This is a genomic window from Salinimonas chungwhensis DSM 16280 (assembly GCF_000378185.1).
GTDB classification, from domain to species: Bacteria; Pseudomonadota; Gammaproteobacteria; order Enterobacterales; family Alteromonadaceae; genus Alteromonas; species Alteromonas chungwhensis.
Genome location: NZ_KB899377.1, coordinates 425,210 through 442,491 on the forward strand (window position 1 = coordinate 425,210; position 17,282 = coordinate 442,491).

Annotated in this window: 19 protein-coding genes and 1 tRNA gene; 12 read left to right on the forward strand and 8 right to left on the reverse strand. The window is 49.0% G+C overall.

The genetic code is table 11. From position 1 onward, the window contains the following. The first annotated feature begins 74 nt into the window (after window positions 1–74). The 7 genes from F458_RS0106250 (at window position 75) to F458_RS0106280 (ending at window position 7,830) form a co-directional block, all read left to right on the forward strand. Entirely contained in the window at window positions 75–779 is a 705-nt protein-coding gene (locus tag F458_RS0106250; RefSeq protein WP_018982536.1) for a response regulator, read from the forward strand. After that, the gene (locus tag F458_RS0106255; RefSeq protein WP_018982537.1) at window positions 779–2,155 is read left to right on the forward strand and encodes an ATP-binding protein; all 1,377 of its coding nucleotides are present in this window, start codon (window positions 779–781) and stop codon (window positions 2,153–2,155) included. Before F458_RS0106250 ends, F458_RS0106255 begins: the two co-directional genes overlap by 1 nt. Further along, a complete protein-coding gene (locus tag F458_RS0106260; protein WP_018982538.1) occupies window positions 2,130–3,104 on the forward strand; it encodes an alpha/beta fold hydrolase in 975 nt (324 codons plus the stop codon). Before F458_RS0106255 ends, F458_RS0106260 begins: the two co-directional genes overlap by 26 nt. A 76-nt stretch (window positions 3,105–3,180) precedes the next feature. Beyond that, complete coding sequence (gene trmL / locus F458_RS0106265) at window positions 3,181–3,645, forward strand: tRNA (uridine(34)/cytosine(34)/5-carboxymethylaminomethyluridine(34)-2'-O)-methyltransferase TrmL (protein ID WP_018982539.1); 465 nt, start codon at window positions 3,181–3,183, stop codon at window positions 3,643–3,645. Between the two features lie 105 nt (window positions 3,646–3,750). Then, window positions 3,751–5,877 (forward strand): TonB-dependent siderophore receptor, encoded by a 2,127-nt coding sequence (locus F458_RS0106270; RefSeq protein WP_018982540.1) that lies wholly within the window; start codon window positions 3,751–3,753, stop codon window positions 5,875–5,877. Window positions 5,878–5,889: 12 nt separating this feature from the next. Continuing rightward, window positions 5,890–6,417 carry a hypothetical protein gene (locus tag F458_RS0106275; protein ID WP_018982541.1) on the forward strand — a complete coding sequence of 176 codons (528 nt, stop codon included), beginning with the start codon at window positions 5,890–5,892 and terminating at the stop codon, window positions 6,415–6,417. Between the two features lie 3 nt (window positions 6,418–6,420). Then, complete coding sequence (locus tag F458_RS0106280) at window positions 6,421–7,830, forward strand: PepSY-associated TM helix domain-containing protein (RefSeq protein WP_018982542.1); 1,410 nt, start codon at window positions 6,421–6,423, stop codon at window positions 7,828–7,830. Window positions 7,831–7,890: 60 nt separating this feature from the next. On the opposite strand, the gene gpsA is transcribed toward F458_RS0106280, so the two are convergent. Genes gpsA through F458_RS0106300 form a run of 4 tightly spaced genes read right to left on the reverse strand, consistent with a single transcriptional unit; the run spans window position 7,891 to window position 10,142 of the window. After that, window positions 7,891–8,898, reverse strand: coding sequence for an NAD(P)H-dependent glycerol-3-phosphate dehydrogenase (gene gpsA / locus F458_RS0106285; protein ID WP_018982543.1), 1,008 nt, complete (start codon window positions 8,896–8,898; stop codon window positions 7,891–7,893). 10 nt (window positions 8,899–8,908) lie between these two features. Then, a complete protein-coding gene (secB, locus tag F458_RS0106290; RefSeq protein WP_018982544.1) occupies window positions 8,909–9,415 on the reverse strand; it encodes a protein-export chaperone SecB in 507 nt (168 codons plus the stop codon). Window positions 9,416–9,454: 39 nt separating this feature from the next. Next, complete coding sequence (gene grxC / locus F458_RS0106295; protein ID WP_018982545.1) at window positions 9,455–9,709, reverse strand: glutaredoxin 3; 255 nt, start codon at window positions 9,707–9,709, stop codon at window positions 9,455–9,457. A 7-nt stretch (window positions 9,710–9,716) separates the two neighbouring features. After that, the gene (locus F458_RS0106300) at window positions 9,717–10,142 is read right to left on the reverse strand and encodes a rhodanese-like domain-containing protein (protein WP_018982546.1); all 426 of its coding nucleotides are present in this window, start codon (window positions 10,140–10,142) and stop codon (window positions 9,717–9,719) included. 210 nt (window positions 10,143–10,352) lie between these two features. Between F458_RS0106300 and F458_RS0106305 the strand changes: the two genes are divergently transcribed. From F458_RS0106305 to F458_RS0106315, 3 genes are all read left to right on the forward strand, one after another. Further along, window positions 10,353–11,501, forward strand: coding sequence for a murein hydrolase activator EnvC family protein (locus F458_RS0106305; protein WP_018982547.1), 1,149 nt, complete (start codon window positions 10,353–10,355; stop codon window positions 11,499–11,501). Next, on the forward strand, window positions 11,502–12,326 hold the full coding sequence (locus tag F458_RS19145) for a divergent polysaccharide deacetylase family protein (protein ID WP_018982548.1): 825 nt from the start codon (window positions 11,502–11,504) through the stop codon (window positions 12,324–12,326). A gap of 84 nt (window positions 12,327–12,410) precedes the next feature. After that, complete coding sequence (locus F458_RS0106315) at window positions 12,411–12,839, forward strand: MerC domain-containing protein (RefSeq protein WP_026294541.1); 429 nt, start codon at window positions 12,411–12,413, stop codon at window positions 12,837–12,839. On the opposite strand, the gene F458_RS0106320 is transcribed toward F458_RS0106315, so the two are convergent. From F458_RS0106320 to rsgA, 4 genes are all read right to left on the reverse strand, one after another. Beyond that, entirely contained in the window at window positions 12,822–13,517 is a 696-nt protein-coding gene (locus tag F458_RS0106320; RefSeq protein WP_018982550.1) for a glycerophosphodiester phosphodiesterase, read from the reverse strand. The two genes, F458_RS0106315 and F458_RS0106320, sit on opposite strands and share 18 nt — an antisense overlap. Beyond that, window positions 13,517–14,389: a DMT family transporter gene (locus F458_RS0106325; RefSeq protein ID WP_018982551.1), complete on the reverse strand. Its 873-nt coding sequence runs from the start codon at window positions 14,387–14,389 to the stop codon at window positions 13,517–13,519. Before F458_RS0106325 ends, F458_RS0106320 begins: the two co-directional genes overlap by 1 nt. Further along, the gene (asd, locus tag F458_RS0106330; RefSeq protein WP_018982552.1) at window positions 14,390–15,292 is read right to left on the reverse strand and encodes an archaetidylserine decarboxylase; all 903 of its coding nucleotides are present in this window, start codon (window positions 15,290–15,292) and stop codon (window positions 14,390–14,392) included. Between the two features lie 115 nt (window positions 15,293–15,407). Further along, window positions 15,408–16,442 (reverse strand): small ribosomal subunit biogenesis GTPase RsgA, encoded by a 1,035-nt coding sequence (gene rsgA, locus F458_RS0106335; RefSeq protein ID WP_018982553.1) that lies wholly within the window; start codon window positions 16,440–16,442, stop codon window positions 15,408–15,410. Between the two features lie 85 nt (window positions 16,443–16,527). On the opposite strand from rsgA, the gene orn reads away from it, so the two are divergent. Both orn and F458_RS0106345 read left to right on the forward strand, forming a co-directional pair. Beyond that, window positions 16,528–17,073 (forward strand): oligoribonuclease, encoded by a 546-nt coding sequence (gene orn, locus F458_RS0106340; protein ID WP_018982554.1) that lies wholly within the window; start codon window positions 16,528–16,530, stop codon window positions 17,071–17,073. Between the two features lie 123 nt (window positions 17,074–17,196). Further along, window positions 17,197–17,271, forward strand: a tRNA-Gly gene (locus F458_RS0106345). The last annotated feature ends 11 nt before the right edge of the window (window positions 17,272–17,282 follow it).

Below are 17,282 nucleotides of genomic sequence, written 5' to 3' on the forward strand. Positions count from 1 at the left end.
AATATAGGTGGCCTGTGGCTGTGGTCTGATGAAATCAGGCAACCTGACTAACCCGCTGTTGTGAGAAAACGTTTATGTATACATCCGAATCTCTTCACCGCATTTTAATTATTGACGATGATGCAGAGCTCGCCAGCATGCTCAAAGACTATCTGGAAAATGAAGGACTGCATGTCACGCTGGCAAATGATGGCGAATGCGGTCTGCAAGTCGCCACTGGTAAGGACGTTTTTGATCTTATCCTGCTGGATGTGATGATGCCAAAGCTAAATGGGTTCGAGGTTCTTAAACGACTGCGGACTACCCATTCAACACCGGTTTTGATGCTAACAGCCCGGGGTGATGACTACGATCGTATTTTGGGGCTTGAATTAGGTGCGGACGATTATTTGCCAAAACCATTTAATCACCGTGAGCTACTGGCCAGAATCAGCGCTATTTTGCGCCGGTTGGCGTTAACCACCTCCCTAAGCCATCAGCAGGATATAAAAATCAATGGAATGCTTATCAGCGCCGCTCGCCAGTATGCTGAATGCGAAGGGCAACCCCTGACTCTGACCGGAACCGAGTTTTCTATACTCCACCTGTTGATGACGCATGCTGGCGAACGGGTCACTAAAGAAGCCATATCTCATCGTGTCCTGGAAAAAAAGCTAAGTGCCTATGATCGCAGTATTGATATGCATGTCAGCAATCTGCGCCGAAAGCTTGCAATCGTGTCGGACCAAGAAAAAATAAAAACCATCAGGGGGGCTGGCTACTTGCTGGTGACCGGGTGATGGTATTCAATCCCGCCAGGCGTCTGGCTGGTCGCGTGTTTTTATGGTTCTGGCTCACGACACTGGTCACAGCGGGCAGTGCGTTTTGGTTAAGCCGTGCCTGGAACGACGCTGTCGCACTGACTACGCCGACCCAGCGACAGATAGAAGCATTGCATAAAACCAACCAGTTACTTGCTGACGCTGCACAGCGTGGACAGTCACTTTCCCGTGCGCTGCGCAGAACAAGCAGGGCAGTGCCTTATCATTTGATAGTTCTGAATAAAGCAGGTGACATTATCGGGCCTGGCGCACCAGGCTTGTTGGGCCCTGAATTTCGCCAGCACCTGAATAATATACAACATCAGCAAGCGCCTATTGCATTACAGCAGCAAGGCAGAATTTTATTGGGTCCAAGCCATTTTGGTTTTCAAAATAATGCGTACACATTATTTCTCACCGATCGGAAACGTCCCGCTGAGCCATTTGAAATGGTCAGCTGGTGGATAGGTACGGGTATTTTGGTAAGCATTTTTTTATCGTGGCTGTTTGCCCGCTCCCTGGTTAAGCCTATCCATCGCATTCAACAAGCCAGTCAGCGTCTGGCTGCAGGCGACCTTGAGGCCCGGGTGGGGTTGGCCAGCCAGCGTCGGGATGAATTGGCTGAGCTGGCGCAAAACTTCAATCGTATGGCAGCGCAATTACAAACCATGTGGCAGTCTCAGCAGCGTTTGCTGGCAGATATTTCCCATGAACTACGTTCACCGCTGACCCGTCTGCAAATGGCGCTGGGTCTGGCCAGCCAGCAACCTATGGAAACCCGCACGCTGGCCCGGATTGAAAAAGAAGCAAACAGCATGGAGGCATTGATTGAGCAGTTACTGACCCTGACACGGGCCGAAGTGCAACCCGCCAAATTTGAGCAACATACCCTGTCAGCATTACTTACTACTATCCTGGAAGATGCTGATTTTGAGGCCAGTCAGGCAGGCAAAGTCATTACAGTGTCTTGCGTGCCCGAAATCACCGTCACAGCGGACCAGCCACTTATCTCAGCGGCGACCGAAAATGTGCTTAGAAATGCCATTCGGTATGCGGTATCCCGTGTCGTTGTGACTGTTAGTATTTCATCCGGCTACTGGTACTTTCAGGTAGATGATGATGGACCCGGTTTAGCTGAAAAGACCTGCCAGGCGATATTTGAACCTTTCTACCGGGTAAGTTCTGCCCGCGACAGAACAACCGGCGGGGCAGGGTTGGGCCTGGCCATTGCAAAAGCCGCGGTGACCACGCATCATGGCACTATCTTAGCCAAGCCTTCAGAAGCTGGGGGCTTATCCGTCATTCTTAAGGTGCCGATAACGCAACATCATGATCCAGATAAAGCTGACCACTGAAAATGAACTAACCCGCCATATGAAAACGGTTATAGAGCCCTTTTGGGACACTCAGGTAACCCATGGACAATTTGAGGGACAACATGGCGTGCCGGTAAGCTACGCCTGGACTATTCCCGAGAATTGTCAGGGCTCAGTGGTTATTAGTTCAGGCCGCATTGAGTCGTTGCTCAAGTATAAAGAAGTTATCTATGACTTGTATGAGCATCAGTTGGCGGTTTTCATTCTTGATCATCGCGGCCAGGGGCTTTCCGGCAGAATGACGGATAATCCTCATCATGGGTATGTCAGTTCGTTCGATGATTATGTACAGGATTTGGCAGCATTTTACCAACAAGTGGTAAAGCCGCGTCAGGTCGGCAGGCTGGCCCTGCTATGTCATTCCATGGGCAGTGCTATTGGCGCTTTATCAGTATTACGCTACCCAGACATTTTTGATTGCGCGGCATTTTGCTCACCAATGTTCGGAATTCGCCCGGCGTTACCTGACAGCATTGCAAATCTGCTTTTGTGGATGAGCAACAAGCGCTCCGAAAGACGGGGGAAAGCCGCTGACTTTTTTTTCGGCCAATCCGATTATAATCCCGTTCCGTTTTCAGCTAACAAACTTACGCATAGCCAGGTACGCTATCATTGGTTTCGACGACTGTATGATGAGTCCCCCGAGATTCAGCTTGGCGGCGTCACCGGCCAATGGCTCTCGGCAGCACGCACGGCCATGCAGGTTATTCACGAGCAGGCGGATCAGATCCGTTTACCTGCATTATTATTAAGTGCCGGCGCTGATAAAGTGGTGGATAATGCCGCTCAGCAGGTAGTGGCAGCAAAAATGCCCCATTGTTCTTTTACTCAAATCCCCGGCGCTGAACATGAGTTATTGATCGAATCTGATGAATATCGCCGCCCGACAATGGAGTCCATACTGCGCTTTTTTTATGCTCACCTGTAACGCTCAGATGATGTAAAGCTTGTCGGCGCAGGGTCGCCAGCATATCCTTACCGCGACTAAAGCCAGGATAATCACCATGATTGATATCGTTCTTTACCAGCCGGAGATACCGCCCAATACCGGTAATATTATTCGCTTGTGTGCTAATAGCGGCTTTGCGCTGCATCTTATCGAGCCATTAGGCTTTGACTGGGATGATAAGCGCGTACGTCGTGCCGGTCTGGATTATCACGAGTTTGCCAATGTTCAGCGCCATGCAGATTTGTCAGCATATATTGATGCTCATCATCCCCGGCGTTTATTGGCGTGCACTACCAAAGGACGTTCATTTCACTCAGATGTAAACTATAAGCAGGGTGATGCGCTGATTTTCGGTCCCGAAACACGCGGGCTGCCCGATGATTTTATCCAGTCATTGCCGCCTGAAAATCGTGTCCGAATCCCTATGTTGCCGGATAGTCGCAGCATGAATTTATCCAATGCAGTGTCGGTGTTTGTGTATGAGAGCTGGCGTCAGTTCGGCTATCCGGGCGCCCGGTAAATTAGTGAATGCGCATGTAAATAAGAATCGTTATTGTTTACAACGGTGGGATGACTCGCTAGAATAGCCGCATCTTAGGGACAATACACACAAACACTTATTTATATGAATAAACCAACTCTTCTGGCGCTGTCTGTATGTGGCGCGCTGCACGCATTTTCCTCTGTTGCTCAACAAAACGAACCGGACGCCTCTGATGTTGAAAAAATTGAAGTCACCGGGGTGAGAAGCGCCTTTGGCGCGACCAAGTCAAATGTTCCTATCGTGGAACTGGCTCGTTCTGTTTCTATCGAAACTGCTGCTGATCTTGAAGATAAAGGCGCGTTCAACCTGTCGCAAACGGTAACCTATATGGCGGGTGTCACTGGCGAAACTTATGGTTTTGCCACGCGAGGCGATGCCATCAGTAGCCGGGGCCTGACTGTGCCGCGCTACCGCGATTCAATCCAAGAGTTATTTGGCAGCTACAATTCAACACGCGCAGAAGTGTATACTCTGGAACAGGTTGAATTGTTAAAGGGCCCAGCCTCTGTGCTCTACGGTCAGGGGTCGCCGGGCGGTCTGGTAAATTATGTATCCAAAACACCAAATATGTCTGTGGGCAGCGAAATTATGCTCGAATATGGCAGCTTTGACAAAAAGCAGCTGAATGTGGATGTCAATGGCGCGCTGACCAGTGATGAAGTCTGGCAGGGTCGACTTGTGGGTATTTACCGGGATGCAGATACCCAGGTTGATTATGTGAATGATGATACGCGCTTGTTAATGCCTTCGGTTAGCTTCGCCCCTACTGATGCGACTAAAATCACGCTGATTGGTATGTTCCAGGATACTGACAGCGATACTGCTGCGCAGTTTATTCCTATCGAAGGTACCCTGAATCCATTACCAGATGGCAGTTATCTGCCTGATCAAAATGTCTATGCCGGTGAACCGGACTTTAATCGCTATAAGACAGAGTCAAAGCAGTTAACCCTGCTTGGTGAACATGCGTTTGATGATACGACGCAGTTAACGTTTACCGCGTTGTGGCGAGATGGCGAAGCTGACTATCATCAGGCGTGGCCGGTATTCACCGGTGCCGGAGTAAGCCGTTATCTGAATGCGTTTACCGGTATGCAGGTAGCACCTACCGATACCACCGCCGCACGAACATTCTATCAGGCAGACAACACCTTTGAACAAAAAGCCATTGACGTGCGTCTTGGCAAAGAGGTGCAAACGGGGCCATTAACACATAATTTCCTTGGCGGCGTGCAGTATCAGCATGTCACTACTGACACAAATTCAGCTTACTTTACCGGTGGCGGCGCCTTTGACGGAGATTTCCGTTATGCGCTCGATTTGGCTAACCCTCAATATACCGGGGCGCCTGAACAGAGCGTGTTTGATGCGATATATAACGATCAGCCCGAGCAGACCGTGCGCGATCTGGGTTTGTATCTGTCCGATCAAATTTCACTGGATAAGTGGCGTTTTACATTGGGACTACGCCATGACAAAGTTGATAACGACAACGGGGTAACCACGCAGGAAGATTCGCAGACATCCTATTCTGCCGGCGTGTTGTATCGCTTTGATAATGGCTTGTCACCCTATGTCAGCTATGCAGAATCTTTCGAAACGGTCGTAGGTCTGAGCATTGATGGAAATCAATTGAAGCCGGAAGAGGGGCGTCAGTATGAAGCCGGTCTTAAATACGCACTTCAGTCAATTCCCGGCTTTATAACAGTGGCCTGGTACGATATTGAAATTTCAAACTTGCCGAATCCTAATACATTGCCTGCAGAAGCCGGACAGCAACAGGGGGAGTCCTCCATTACCGGGGTTGAACTTGAAAGCCGCTTTGTAATGGGTGAATTCACTGCAGAGCTCAACGCGTCTGTGCTGGATGCTGAAGACCCCAACGGGTTTGAGCTGGCCGGACAGCCTGACAGTAATGCGTCATTATGGTTAACCTGGGAGCCTGAAATGCTAAGTGACTGGCGTATGGGGACCGGGGTGCGGTATGTAGGTGAAAGTGTGTCGGAAAACGCGACATTGCGCTATGAAACGCCTGACTACACGCTGGTCGACCTGATGGTTGAAACAATGCTTAGTGAGCGCCTCACAGCGCGGCTCAATGTGCGCAACCTCACTGATAAAACCTATCTGACATCTTGTCTGACCCGCGGAGATTGTTTTCCGGGCTTAGAAAGAAATATTAATGCGTCACTGACGTACCAGTTCTGATAGGAAAACAGCGTGTATAGTATTCTTGCCCTGATTAGTTGCGTAATGGCGTCGGCTGCGGTTTACCTGAGCTGGCGTCAGCGCACCACGATTGCCTGGGTGAGCGCGTTACCGTTACTCGGGCTGAGCGCCTTTGCGTTCAGCCGTGCCGGTGGCTGGGAGCAGGCCGTTTTTCTGGCATTGTTTCTACCCGGTATCATAGTCTGGGCGGGAATTTTTGCTGAACGCTCCTTCAAGCCCTTCGACAGGAAAAAACCGGTTTTACGGGCTTTGGACATTTCCTGGCATAAAGCTGCTGGCCATATCACTACCGGTGCTATTTTGCTGATTGCGCAGCTTGGGCTCAGCTTAATTCTGGCCGTAAGTATTAGCCGCCTGCTGCCTGTTGAAGACGCGGGGCAGCTGGCTATTTGCGTGGTTCTTCAGCCTTTATTCTGGGCTGGTATGATGTTTCATTTTATGAGCCGAAACAAACATTGGCGCGCTCTGGGTTGGCAGCTTGCGCTTACCGGCGTGTTTGGCGTGACACTGGTAATCTGATTAATGAGTATATTTTCACGAAAGCCGGCACTTAACGCGCACCGCTGGGTGGGCGTTTTTATAAGTGCTTTTTTATATTTAATCTGCCTGTCTGGTACTGTCGTGGTTTTCAACCAGGAACTGGAAAGGTGGGAGCAACCTCAGATTGAGGAGTTTGAACAGGTAAACCCTCGTGCAGTAGATAAGGCGCTGACTACATTTGCTGATAAATATCCGCAAGAGACCGAGCATTATTACGTTGTTTTTCCCACCTCGGGTATCCCACGCTTGGTGGTGGAAAATGATCATACTGCTTTTTTTGCTGATAAATCAGGGAACTTACTGGAAAAAGAGGCGTTTGACTGGTCGCAGATGGTGCTAGATCTGCATTATTATCTGCATCTGCCTTCCTCATTTGGAATGATAGCGGTCAGTGCGTTAGGCGCAGTGATCTGCATGCTGGTGATCACTGGCTTCTTTGCTCATAAAAAGTTAGTCCGGGATGCGTTCAAATGGCGCCGGGGTGGCAGCGGACAGGCCGGCCGTATCGACTTACACAATCGGTTTGGGGTCTGGGCTTCGCCGTTTCACTTGATGATAGGCGTAACCGGCACTTATTTTGGCATGGCGGGTCTTATTCTGGCGCTGGTCGCGCAAGTAGATGAAGGTGGCGATCGCCAGGCCGTTATGGATAAGGTCTTCACGCCTGAGCCGGTATTATCACAACCGACGAACTTTCCGGCGGTGGACACCGCAATCAGCCACTTCAATGAAATGGATACGGGACATAAACCGATTTTTCTGACGGTTCATGATGTAGGGACACCGCAACAATTTATAGAGATTTATGCACAGGTCACTGACAAGCTGATCTACTCAGAAAATTACCGTTTTAATAGTCAGGGTGAGTTTCTGGATACTGCGCATTATGACGACGGTCACTGGGGAAAACAGCTTATCTACTCCATATATCGGCTGCATTTTGGCGACTTCGCCGGTCTGCCGGTGAAAGGGCTTTATTTCGTTCTGGGAATAATGCTCACCGCGCTTTGCGTTTCAGGCATGGATATATGGCTGGTAAAACAGACTAACCCGCCAAGGTTGTCGCGTGTATGGAGTGCAGTTGTCTGGGGGAGTGTCAGTGCGCTATCGTTGAGTGCTTTAGGTGCGTTGTTTTTGCCTGTGGCAACCACACTTAGTTTCTGGGCCTTATTGTTACTGGCATGTGGACTCAGTGTGATAATACCCGGCTTGAACAGGCGCTTCTGGTTAAGAACCACTTCAATAAGCCTCATATTGCTACTGACAGGCTATGCTATTGTCCATCAGGCAGCATTTATGTCGGTGGCATCACTGCAGATCAATATAGCACTGTTGCTACTGGCCATCTGGTGCTGGTGGCGGGCAGGGCATCCATTATACAAAGATGCATAGTGAATAAAAAAGCCGCTGATTAGAGCGGCTTTTTTGTTAAAGAATGTTATCTGCTCAGGCTTACAATTCGTTTTTCAAATCTCTGGCTAAAAGCGTCACAGCCGCTTCTTTAGGAGATTTGCCCTGGTAAAGCACAGCATAGATTTGATCGCAGATAGGCATCTCAACGCCCATCCTCTGGGCCAGAGTATGGACTTCTTCTGTATTCCTGTAACCTTCCACCACCTGTCCAATCGCTTCCATCGCCGCATTTACTTCCTTGCCCTGACCCAGGGCGAGACCAAAGCGACGGTTTCGGGACTGATTATCAGTACAGGTAAGGACTAGATCGCCCAGACCAGCCATACCCATAAATGTCTCTGGTTTGGCACCTAACGTAACCCCTAGCCGGGTAAGTTCTGCTAAGCCACGGGTGATGAGGGCCGTGCGCGCATTAGCACCAAATCCTAACCCGTCAGCAAGTCCGGCACCTATAGCAATAACATTTTTAACCGCACCACCTAACTGTACACCGATAAAATCGGGATTCTTATACACCCGAAAAGATTTGCTGCAATGAAGCTTACAGGCAAAGTCATCGATCAGGGACTGACTGGTTGATGACAATGACACGGCGGTAGGCAGGCCGGCTACCATTTCTTTGGCGAAGGTTGGACCTGAGAGCACGGCTAATGGATATTGATCGCCCAAAATGTCCAGCGCCACTTCTCGTAATAATCTGCCAGTGCCGGGCTCCAGGCCTTTAGTAGCCCAGATAATTCGGTGATCATCACGTAATAAAGGCTTGATAGCGGTCAGCATCGCTTTGAACGCATGGCTTGGTACCACCACCAGAATGTCCCGACTGGCGTTAACAACCCGGGCCAGATCGGCATCAGCAATCAGTGCGTCAGGAAAACGTGCGCCAGGTAAATACCGCGCGTTTTCACGGGACGACTGTAAGGCTTCTATATGGGCTTTATCGCGGCCCCACAGGTAGGTGGGGTTACCGTTTCGGGCCAGACAAAAAGCAAGGGCGGTGCCGTAAGACCCCGCCCCGAGAACCGTAATAGATTCTAAGTTTTGCATAATTGGTGGATTACGCGTCTAACTGCTGCTGACCATCCTGACCCTGCTGTGCACGCTTTTGCATGTATGCAGAAAAGATGGCATCAAAATTAACCGGCGCCAGATTCAGTGGCGGGAAGGTACCACGATTTACCAGATTGGAAATGGTCTCACGGGCATACGGGAACAGTACGTTGGGACAAAATGAGCCAAGGGTATGGGCTTTGTTTGCTTCCGGCATTTCACCGATGGCAAAGATACCCGCTTGTTGTACCTCACATAAAAACGCAGTCTCTTCACCCAATGATGCCGTGACCGTTACTGATAATGTTACTTCATAAACATTAGTTTCCAGTTCTGCTGTTTTTGTGTCCAGATCCAGTTTTACCTCAGGTTTCCATTCTTTGGTGAAAACGCTTGGTGCATTTGGTGACTCAAAGGAAATATCTTTGGTGTAAATCCGTTGAATGTTAAATTGCGGACCCTGCTGTGCCTGATCTGCGTTAGGTGCGCCATTTGTTTGATTTTCTTCTGCCATGCTGCTTCCTAGTTATGTTTTAATCTGCATTTTTCGCATTTACGCGAGCAATGCATCAAGTTTGTTCTGGGCTTCCAGTGCGTACATTTCATCGCACCCACCGACATGATGTTCGCCGATGAATATCTGAGGAACTGTATACCCGCCATTCGCGCGGGTAATCATCTCATCACGGCGCTCTGGCTGCATATCAATCTCAATTTCCGTATAGCTGACGCCTTTTTGATCTAACAGCGCCTTAGCACGATGACAAAAAGGACAATACCCTTTGGTATAAATTTCTACCTTACTCATAAAAGTCCTATTTCGCGAGGGGGAGGCTGGCACTTTGCCAGGCATTCATCCCGCCTTTTAAAATTCTGACGTCACTGAAGCCTGCTTTTGCCATTGCTGTTCCAATGGTTCGTGCATTATTGCCTACGCCACATACAACAATAATGGGTTTGTCTTTCTGGTTTTCAAGCTTCTTAAAGTCGCGGTTTTTAACTTCTTCCTGTTTTATCTGTCTGGCGCCCAGAATATGGCCGCTTCTGTATTCTTTGGGGGGCCGGACATCGAGGACGATCGCATCTTTTTTATTCACCAGCTGGGTAAGCTCGTGGGTACCGACTTCTTTCACCGGGGAGGTAAGCCCACTGATAAAACTGTATACCAGCATGACAACCAGTGCTACCCACAGGCCGGCAAGAATAATGTTGTTGCTTGCAAATTCGATGAGCTGATCCATGACTTCTAACCTTACAGATCACAAAAAAGAGAGCAAAGTATATAGAAAATCAGCTGAGAAACCAGCGCTGAGGCGCCTTCTTTGCTCAAAAGTCTGTGTTTCTTCGCATCAGAATAAGGCCATACTCATCAGTCTGCGGCGAGGCTTAACTTGCCGGGCTGTAGAAAAACTGGTGAAATGTCTCAAGAATGATGGAATCAGACCTTATGCATGAATAATCAGCAGTATCGAAGCGTATTGACGCTATGGCGCGTCCTGACGTGTTTTTTCATGTTGGGTGGTGTCAATGTGCTGGCGCAGGAATCGGCAGAAGAAAAGCTGGCAGAATTACAGGCACAGCTAAAGCAACGTCAGGAAACACTTAAAGCTAATCAGGCTAACGCCCAGGAATTACAGGCAATTCTGGCAGAGTCAGAACAGCAAATTGGTCGAGCGGCCAAAATCCTCAATGATACTCAGCAGGCGCTTATGGCGAATCGTCGACAGCAGGAAGAACTGGAAGCTGAGCAGCAATCCCTTAAAGATGCCATTGTTGAGCAGCAGTCCATGCTTGCCAGTCAGTTACGTAGCGCCTTTATGGCAGGGCATTATGACTACGCCAAAATGGTTTTTTACCAACAGGAGGCTAAATCATTCGAACGAGTTTTGGCTTATTACAAGTATGTGAGCCAGGCGCGTAAGGACGAAATTAACCGGTTTAAATCAAATGTGGCCAGGCTTGAGCAGGTTAATGCTCAATTGGAAGAAAAAGCCACGGAACTGAATGAGTTATTAGCCCGCCAACAAAATCAAAAGGCGACCCTTCTGGCCCGGCAACAAGACAGGGAGCAAACACTGGCAAGACTCAACCAGAAAATCGCCACAGATGCAGCCCAGGTAGAGGAGTTGCGAGCCTCAGAACAGGCCTTGATTAATGCAGTGGAAGAAGCTCGACGGGCAGCTGAACGCGCCAAGCAAACGATGGATGGTCTGGCTCAGGCCAAAGGCAAATTGCCGGTGCCGGCTGATGGACGTGTCCGCCGTTTGTTCGGCGAACGACGGCAAGGTCAGGTGCGGTGGAAAGGAATTGTTATAGAAGCCTCTGAAGGCCGCTCAGTCAACGCAATTGCCGCAGGCCAGGTGCTATATGCCAACTGGCTTAAAGGCTTCGGTCTAGTGGCTATTGTGGATCACGGTAAAGGGTACATGAGCGTATATGGTCATAATCAGGCGTTGCTGAAACAGGCTGGCGATAAAGTGGCTCAGGGCGACACAATCGCGCTGGTGGGTCAAAGCGGCGGCCAGAGTTACCCCAATCTTTATTTTGAAATACGACATAAAGGCAAGGCGCTTAATCCGGCATCCTGGCTGAACATATAAATGCTTTTTTACTTATCCAAATATTGCCTGGCTCCGTTCAGGACGTTAGCAAAATATAGCCTGATAATTACAATCTTAGCGCTGCTTTTTCCTGCGATAAATGTGCAGGCTGAAAGCAAGGCAAAAATTGTTATTATTCTGGATGACTTAGGCTACCGCAAGACTGATTGGCAGGCATTGACGCTACCTACTGCAGTGACCATTTCTGTATTACCTTTTACGCCACTTAGCCGGCCGCTGGCTACCCAGGCCACCGCCCAGGGCCGTGAAGTTATGTTACACATGCCCATGGAATCACTTAGCGCAAAATATTTAGGGCCAGCGGGACTGACCAGCAACATGCTGCCTGATGATATTACACTACAGATGCAACGTTCCCTGGATGAACTGCCCCAGGCGGTGGGAGTAAATAATCACATGGGTAGTAAACTCACTCAGCAGGCGTTGCCTATGCAAGCGATTATGCAAGTGATCAAACAGCGCGGTTTGTTTTTTATGGACAGTCGCACCAGTGCGCAGTCTGTCGCTGAAGGCGTTGCTACTAAGCTGGGTGTGCCGGCGTTGCGTAGGCACATTTTTCTGGACCACGAGCCGACTCTGTCGTTTATGAAAGTGCAGTTTGCCAGACTCATTCATCGCGCCCACGAACAGGGAACAGCCGTGGCGATAGCCCACCCTTACCCGGAAACGGTGGCCTTTCTCAACGATGTATTGCAGAGCGATTATGGCGCTGAGCTTGTGCCAGTGAGCCATATTTTGCCTTCTCATGAAACAACAACAGACGATGTGTCAGTTGCTGTACCTGCGCAGCGTGCGCCCCAGTAAAATTAAAATTATCAGAAAGTGTTTAGAAATAGCACGGAATGTTATATTATAACGTTTATTGATTAACCAGACTGGGTGACGCGCGTGGCACTATCTACCGACAATCCATCAAAATTGGACAAATTAGGGATATGGATCTCCAGCTTATGTGCGGTTCATTGCCTGTCTTTGCCCGTTCTGGTGCCATTGTTGCCGCTGGTTTCTTCCACATTTTTTGCTCAGACCTGGTTTGAGCGAACCATACTAATCATCTCAATGCTTATTGGCGGCATCGCGCTTATTGCGGGTACGCTTCGCTTTCATGGTCAGTACTATCCGGTTGCAATAATTGCCACTGGTGGTCTTATTTACTGGCACAAGAATATTTTAGGGGAGCAGTTTGAGCCATTCACTATTGCTACCGGTGCTATGCTTATTGTCATGGCGCATGTTATCAATATGCGTCTAATCCGGCGTACGCGGTATCAGCGAAAACTGGCTTATGCGCCTTCGTTGTCAGGTGCTGCCAAGTAAGCTTACTGCTTGTTCCGGAACGTTGGTAAAAATACCGTCAACCCCCCAGGCTTGCAGGGTTAACATATCCTCAGGGTTGTCCACGGTGAACACCAGAATTGGCAACCCTTCTTCTTTAGCCATTTTCACCAGTTCTTCATCCACCACATCCAGACTGACGTGCACGGAGAAGGCATTGAGCTTTTTGGCAAAGGCTACGCCCTCTTCGGGATAAGAGGAGGTTAATGCACCAAGCTTTAGCTCAGGTTCAAGCTGGTGAATGCGCTTCAGCCAGCGATGGTTAAATGATGAAACAATCAGATTGTCCCGGTTAAATCCAGTCTGACTGACCGCTGCATCCAGTGCCAGCAACCAGCGCGGAATATCATACAGTGACTTGATTTCAACATTGCATATTGTGTTGTCAGGTAAACATCGTAAAGCATCGGTAAGAAAAGGAATCGGTTCGCCGTCGCCTGCATCAAGAGAGCGCAGATAGGAAAGGCTGGCATTATTTATCTGGCCATGTCCGTCAGTCGTCCGTTCAAGTCGCCGATCATGAATCACGATAATTTCGTCTTCTACCTGATACGTATCAAATTCTACTCCGGTAGCCTGCTGGGCCATCGCCAGACGAAACGCCTTTTGGGTATTCTCAGGGGCCTGCTTGCTGGCGCCACGATGTGCCAGTATCCACATTAACGCGCTCCTTTTGCATGTTTGTGGGTTTTCACTGTTTCGTAGACTGACGCGGAGGTCACAAGAATCCCGCCCAACAGGGTTTTCCAGCCTGGTGACTCTCCCAATAATACGATTGCCAGTAATACCCCGTAGAAGGGCTGCATACAGGCGATAAGTGAAAATGTAGTCGCTTTAAGGTGTGTCAAAGAGGCAGCAATAAGAGCATGAGGCAGGGCTGTAAACAGCGTGCCCAGCGTTAGTAGCAAGCCCCAGGTGGACCAGGATGCCTCAGGTAACCCGCCGGTACTTAATGGGATGAGACATAGACATACCAGTAAAATTTGCCAGGCCATAGCTTTAGCGCCGGAGTAGTGAGAAAAATGCTGACGATGTACCAGATTGCGTATGGCGTAGAGTACGGCCGAGATAATTCCCACAACGACGCCCAGCGTCACATCGTTACTGATGGTTCCTTCCGGCACTATCAGTGCAATGCCAACAAAAACCACCACTGCACTGAAAAAATCCTGCCAGGCTAATCGTGTTTTTTCAAAAAATGGCTCAATAAGCACAGTGATAACCGGGAAGGTAAATAACGCAATCATGCCTACAGAGACCCCTGCGTATTGCATAGCAGCAAAGTAGGTCACCCAGTGCATGGCCATAAGCACACCCAACGCCACCGCTACGGCGTAGTCTTTTTTACTGTTTAACCTAAGTGACGTTTTGGTCAGTACCAGAAAGGCAATTAATGCAATACAGGCAAATACCGAACGGCCCAGCGTGATATCTCTGGCAGATAACGGGATAATCTGGGAAAAAAGTGCCGTTCCGCCCAGTAAAATGACTGTCAGGTGCAGCGTGATAAGGCTGCGTTTTACCGGATCCATCTAGACCGGATCTTGATCTTGATTTGGTATACGCTGTTCAGCTACATCACTTCGTTCGGCAAAACGCTCCCCTAAACGGGTAACCTGTCCGGCCGTCAGGTCAGCAAATTCAATGGCATTGGGTTCAAAACAAGCAACGATGGTAGAGCCTAGTTTGAACCGGCCCAGCTCCTCACCTTTCTTAATATGCACACTCGACTCGGTGTCTGTGTCGTATTGCCAGTGTTGCACATTCTTACCGGCGGGTGGCGAAATGGTCCCTGCCCAGATAGTTTCAATGCTTGCCACGATAGTGGCGCCGACCAGCACCATCGCCATTTTACCGACAGGCGTGTCAAATAAGGCAACCACCCGCTCGTTGCGGGCAAATAAGCCAGGAATATTGCTGGCGGTAAGTGGGTTAACTGAAAACAGTTCGCCAGGCACATAAATCATGTCAGTCAGCGTACCGTCCACAGGCATGTGAATACGGTGATAGTCGCGCGGTGCCAGATAGACCGTAGCAAACTTGCCCCCTTTAAACAGTTGTGCCACTTCAGGTTTACCGCCTAATAACGAGGTAAGACTATAGTTATGCCCTTTGGCCTGAAAAATACTGTCATCAAGAATATCGCCAAACTGACTGACTGCGCCGTCCACCGGATGCACCAGTGTTTTCTCGTCCCCTTCAATGGGGCGCGCGTCAGGCTGAAGCGGCCGCGTGAAAAACTCGTTAAAGGTTTTATAGTGTTCAGGCTTAGAATACAGCGCCTCATGCATATCAACCCTATAATGTTTGATAAACAATTTGATAAGCCAGGTAGTGACCTTTCCGGCCCGGGCGGCAGCAAGTTTACCAATCAGTCTGGAAATCAGATGCTTGGGTAACAAATATTGCAGATTGACTTTTAACCAGTCCAGCACAGTGCTTCTCCTTTTTTTGACAGCGAGATTGTACCGTATCTTTTGCGGATAAAAAGGATCTTACGGTTATGAGAGGTTGCCGGATGGCATAACGGCAACCATTATTGGCGGATATTCAGAAAGGACCACTGTGGCTTGGCCGGTTTTCTTCCATGGATGCCAGGATCCGATGATAACTGGCATAGCGGGCCGGACTGATTTTTCCTTCCTCTGTAGCCTGCCGAATCAGACAGCCGGGATCATTCAGATGTTTGCAGTCGCGGAATTTGCAGCCACCCAGAAAATCGCGAAATTCAATAAAGCCCCAGGTAACCCGCTCAACAGGCAGATGCCACAGCCCAAACTCCCGCACTCCAGGAGAATCGATTAAATCACCGCCAGCCGGAAGGTGCAGTAATTTAGCGGCCGTGGTAGTGTGCTGGCCCAGCCCTGAATTATCCGATACCTCGCCAACCACCTCATCAGCATCGGGCAAAACGCGGTTTATTATACTTGATTTACCCACCCCGGACTGACCGACAAAAATGCTTACTTTGTCATTTAACAACGCATCTAATGTTTCAATGCCTTGCTGTGTTTTGCAGCTGGTGTAATGCACCTTGTAACCCAGCGCCTCATATTCAGCCAAAAGCTCGCGTGTTTGCTCTTGTGTAGCATCATCAAGCAGTTCTACTTTGTTCAGCACGATAACCGGTGTAATGCCAATATCTTCACAGGCCACAATGTAGCGATCGATAATATTCAGTGACAAGCTGGGGATAACCGCGCTGACGATAATGATTTGGTCGATATTTGCTGCAATGGGTTTAACGCCATCGTAAAAGTCCGGCCGGGTGAGTACCGATTGTCTGTCCTGCACAATCTCTATCACGCCACTGACGCCTTCCTGAACGCTTTCACCAGCATCAAATAAAACATTATCGCCACAAACCACCGAGTCAATAGTACGGCGGATATGGCATCGAGAGACAGCGCCGGCAGAATCTTCTACATCAGCGTGTTTGCCGAAGCGGCCAATGACTGTGCCGGCCTGTAAATTAGCCGCGTCAGCTTTAGCTGCAGGCGTATTTTGTTTATCATCCAGGCGACGCTTGCGATTTGTCGCTACCTGACGTTTTTGCCGTTGAGTGAGTTTTGGTTTTTTCGCCACGATTCCATGATAAGTTAGCGTATACTGCTTCAATCATAACGTTTGTATGGCCCTGGTGCCACGTTAAAAGAAAAAGGATCGATAAATGAGTAAACATGATTTGAACCTGGTTTGGATCGATATGGAAATGACCGGGCTCGATCCAGAAACCTGTAAAGTGCTCGAGATTGCCACAATTGTTACCGATCCCCAATTGAATATTCTGGCTGAAGGCCCGGTTATCGCAGTGCACCAGCCTGATAATATTCTGGATGGCATGGACGAGTGGTGTACCAAAACCCATGGTGAAAGCGGGCTGACCAAGCGTTGTCAGGAAAGTAACATTAATGAAGCGCAGGCTGCCGAGCAGACCATCGCGTTTTTGCAAGACTATGTTGATGCGGGAAAATCGCCTTTGTGTGGCAATACTATCGGTCAAGATCGCCGTTTTATGGTTAAATATATGCCAGAGCTGGAGGCATATTTTCATTACCGAAGTATTGATGTCAGTACTATCAAAGAACTTACCCGCCGATGGAAACCCGAGGCACTGGAAGGATTTACCAAGCAAGGTGTGCATCTGGCGCTTGACGATATTCGTGAATCTATCGAAGAACTGAAGTTTTATCGTGAAAAAGTGTTTAGTATTTAGTCAGTCACTTCGGTTTTTTGCACTTTTGTAGCATTTAGGTATTGCGCATTGCCAGAATTTTTGTACAATGCGCTCCACTTTTACGGGACAGCCGTTTCGTAAATTTACTGAAAAGTAGAGTGTGCGGGAATAGCTCAGTGGTAGAGCACAACCTTGCCAAGGTTGGGGTCGCGAGTTCGAATCTCGTTTCCCGCTCCAATTTTCAGTCA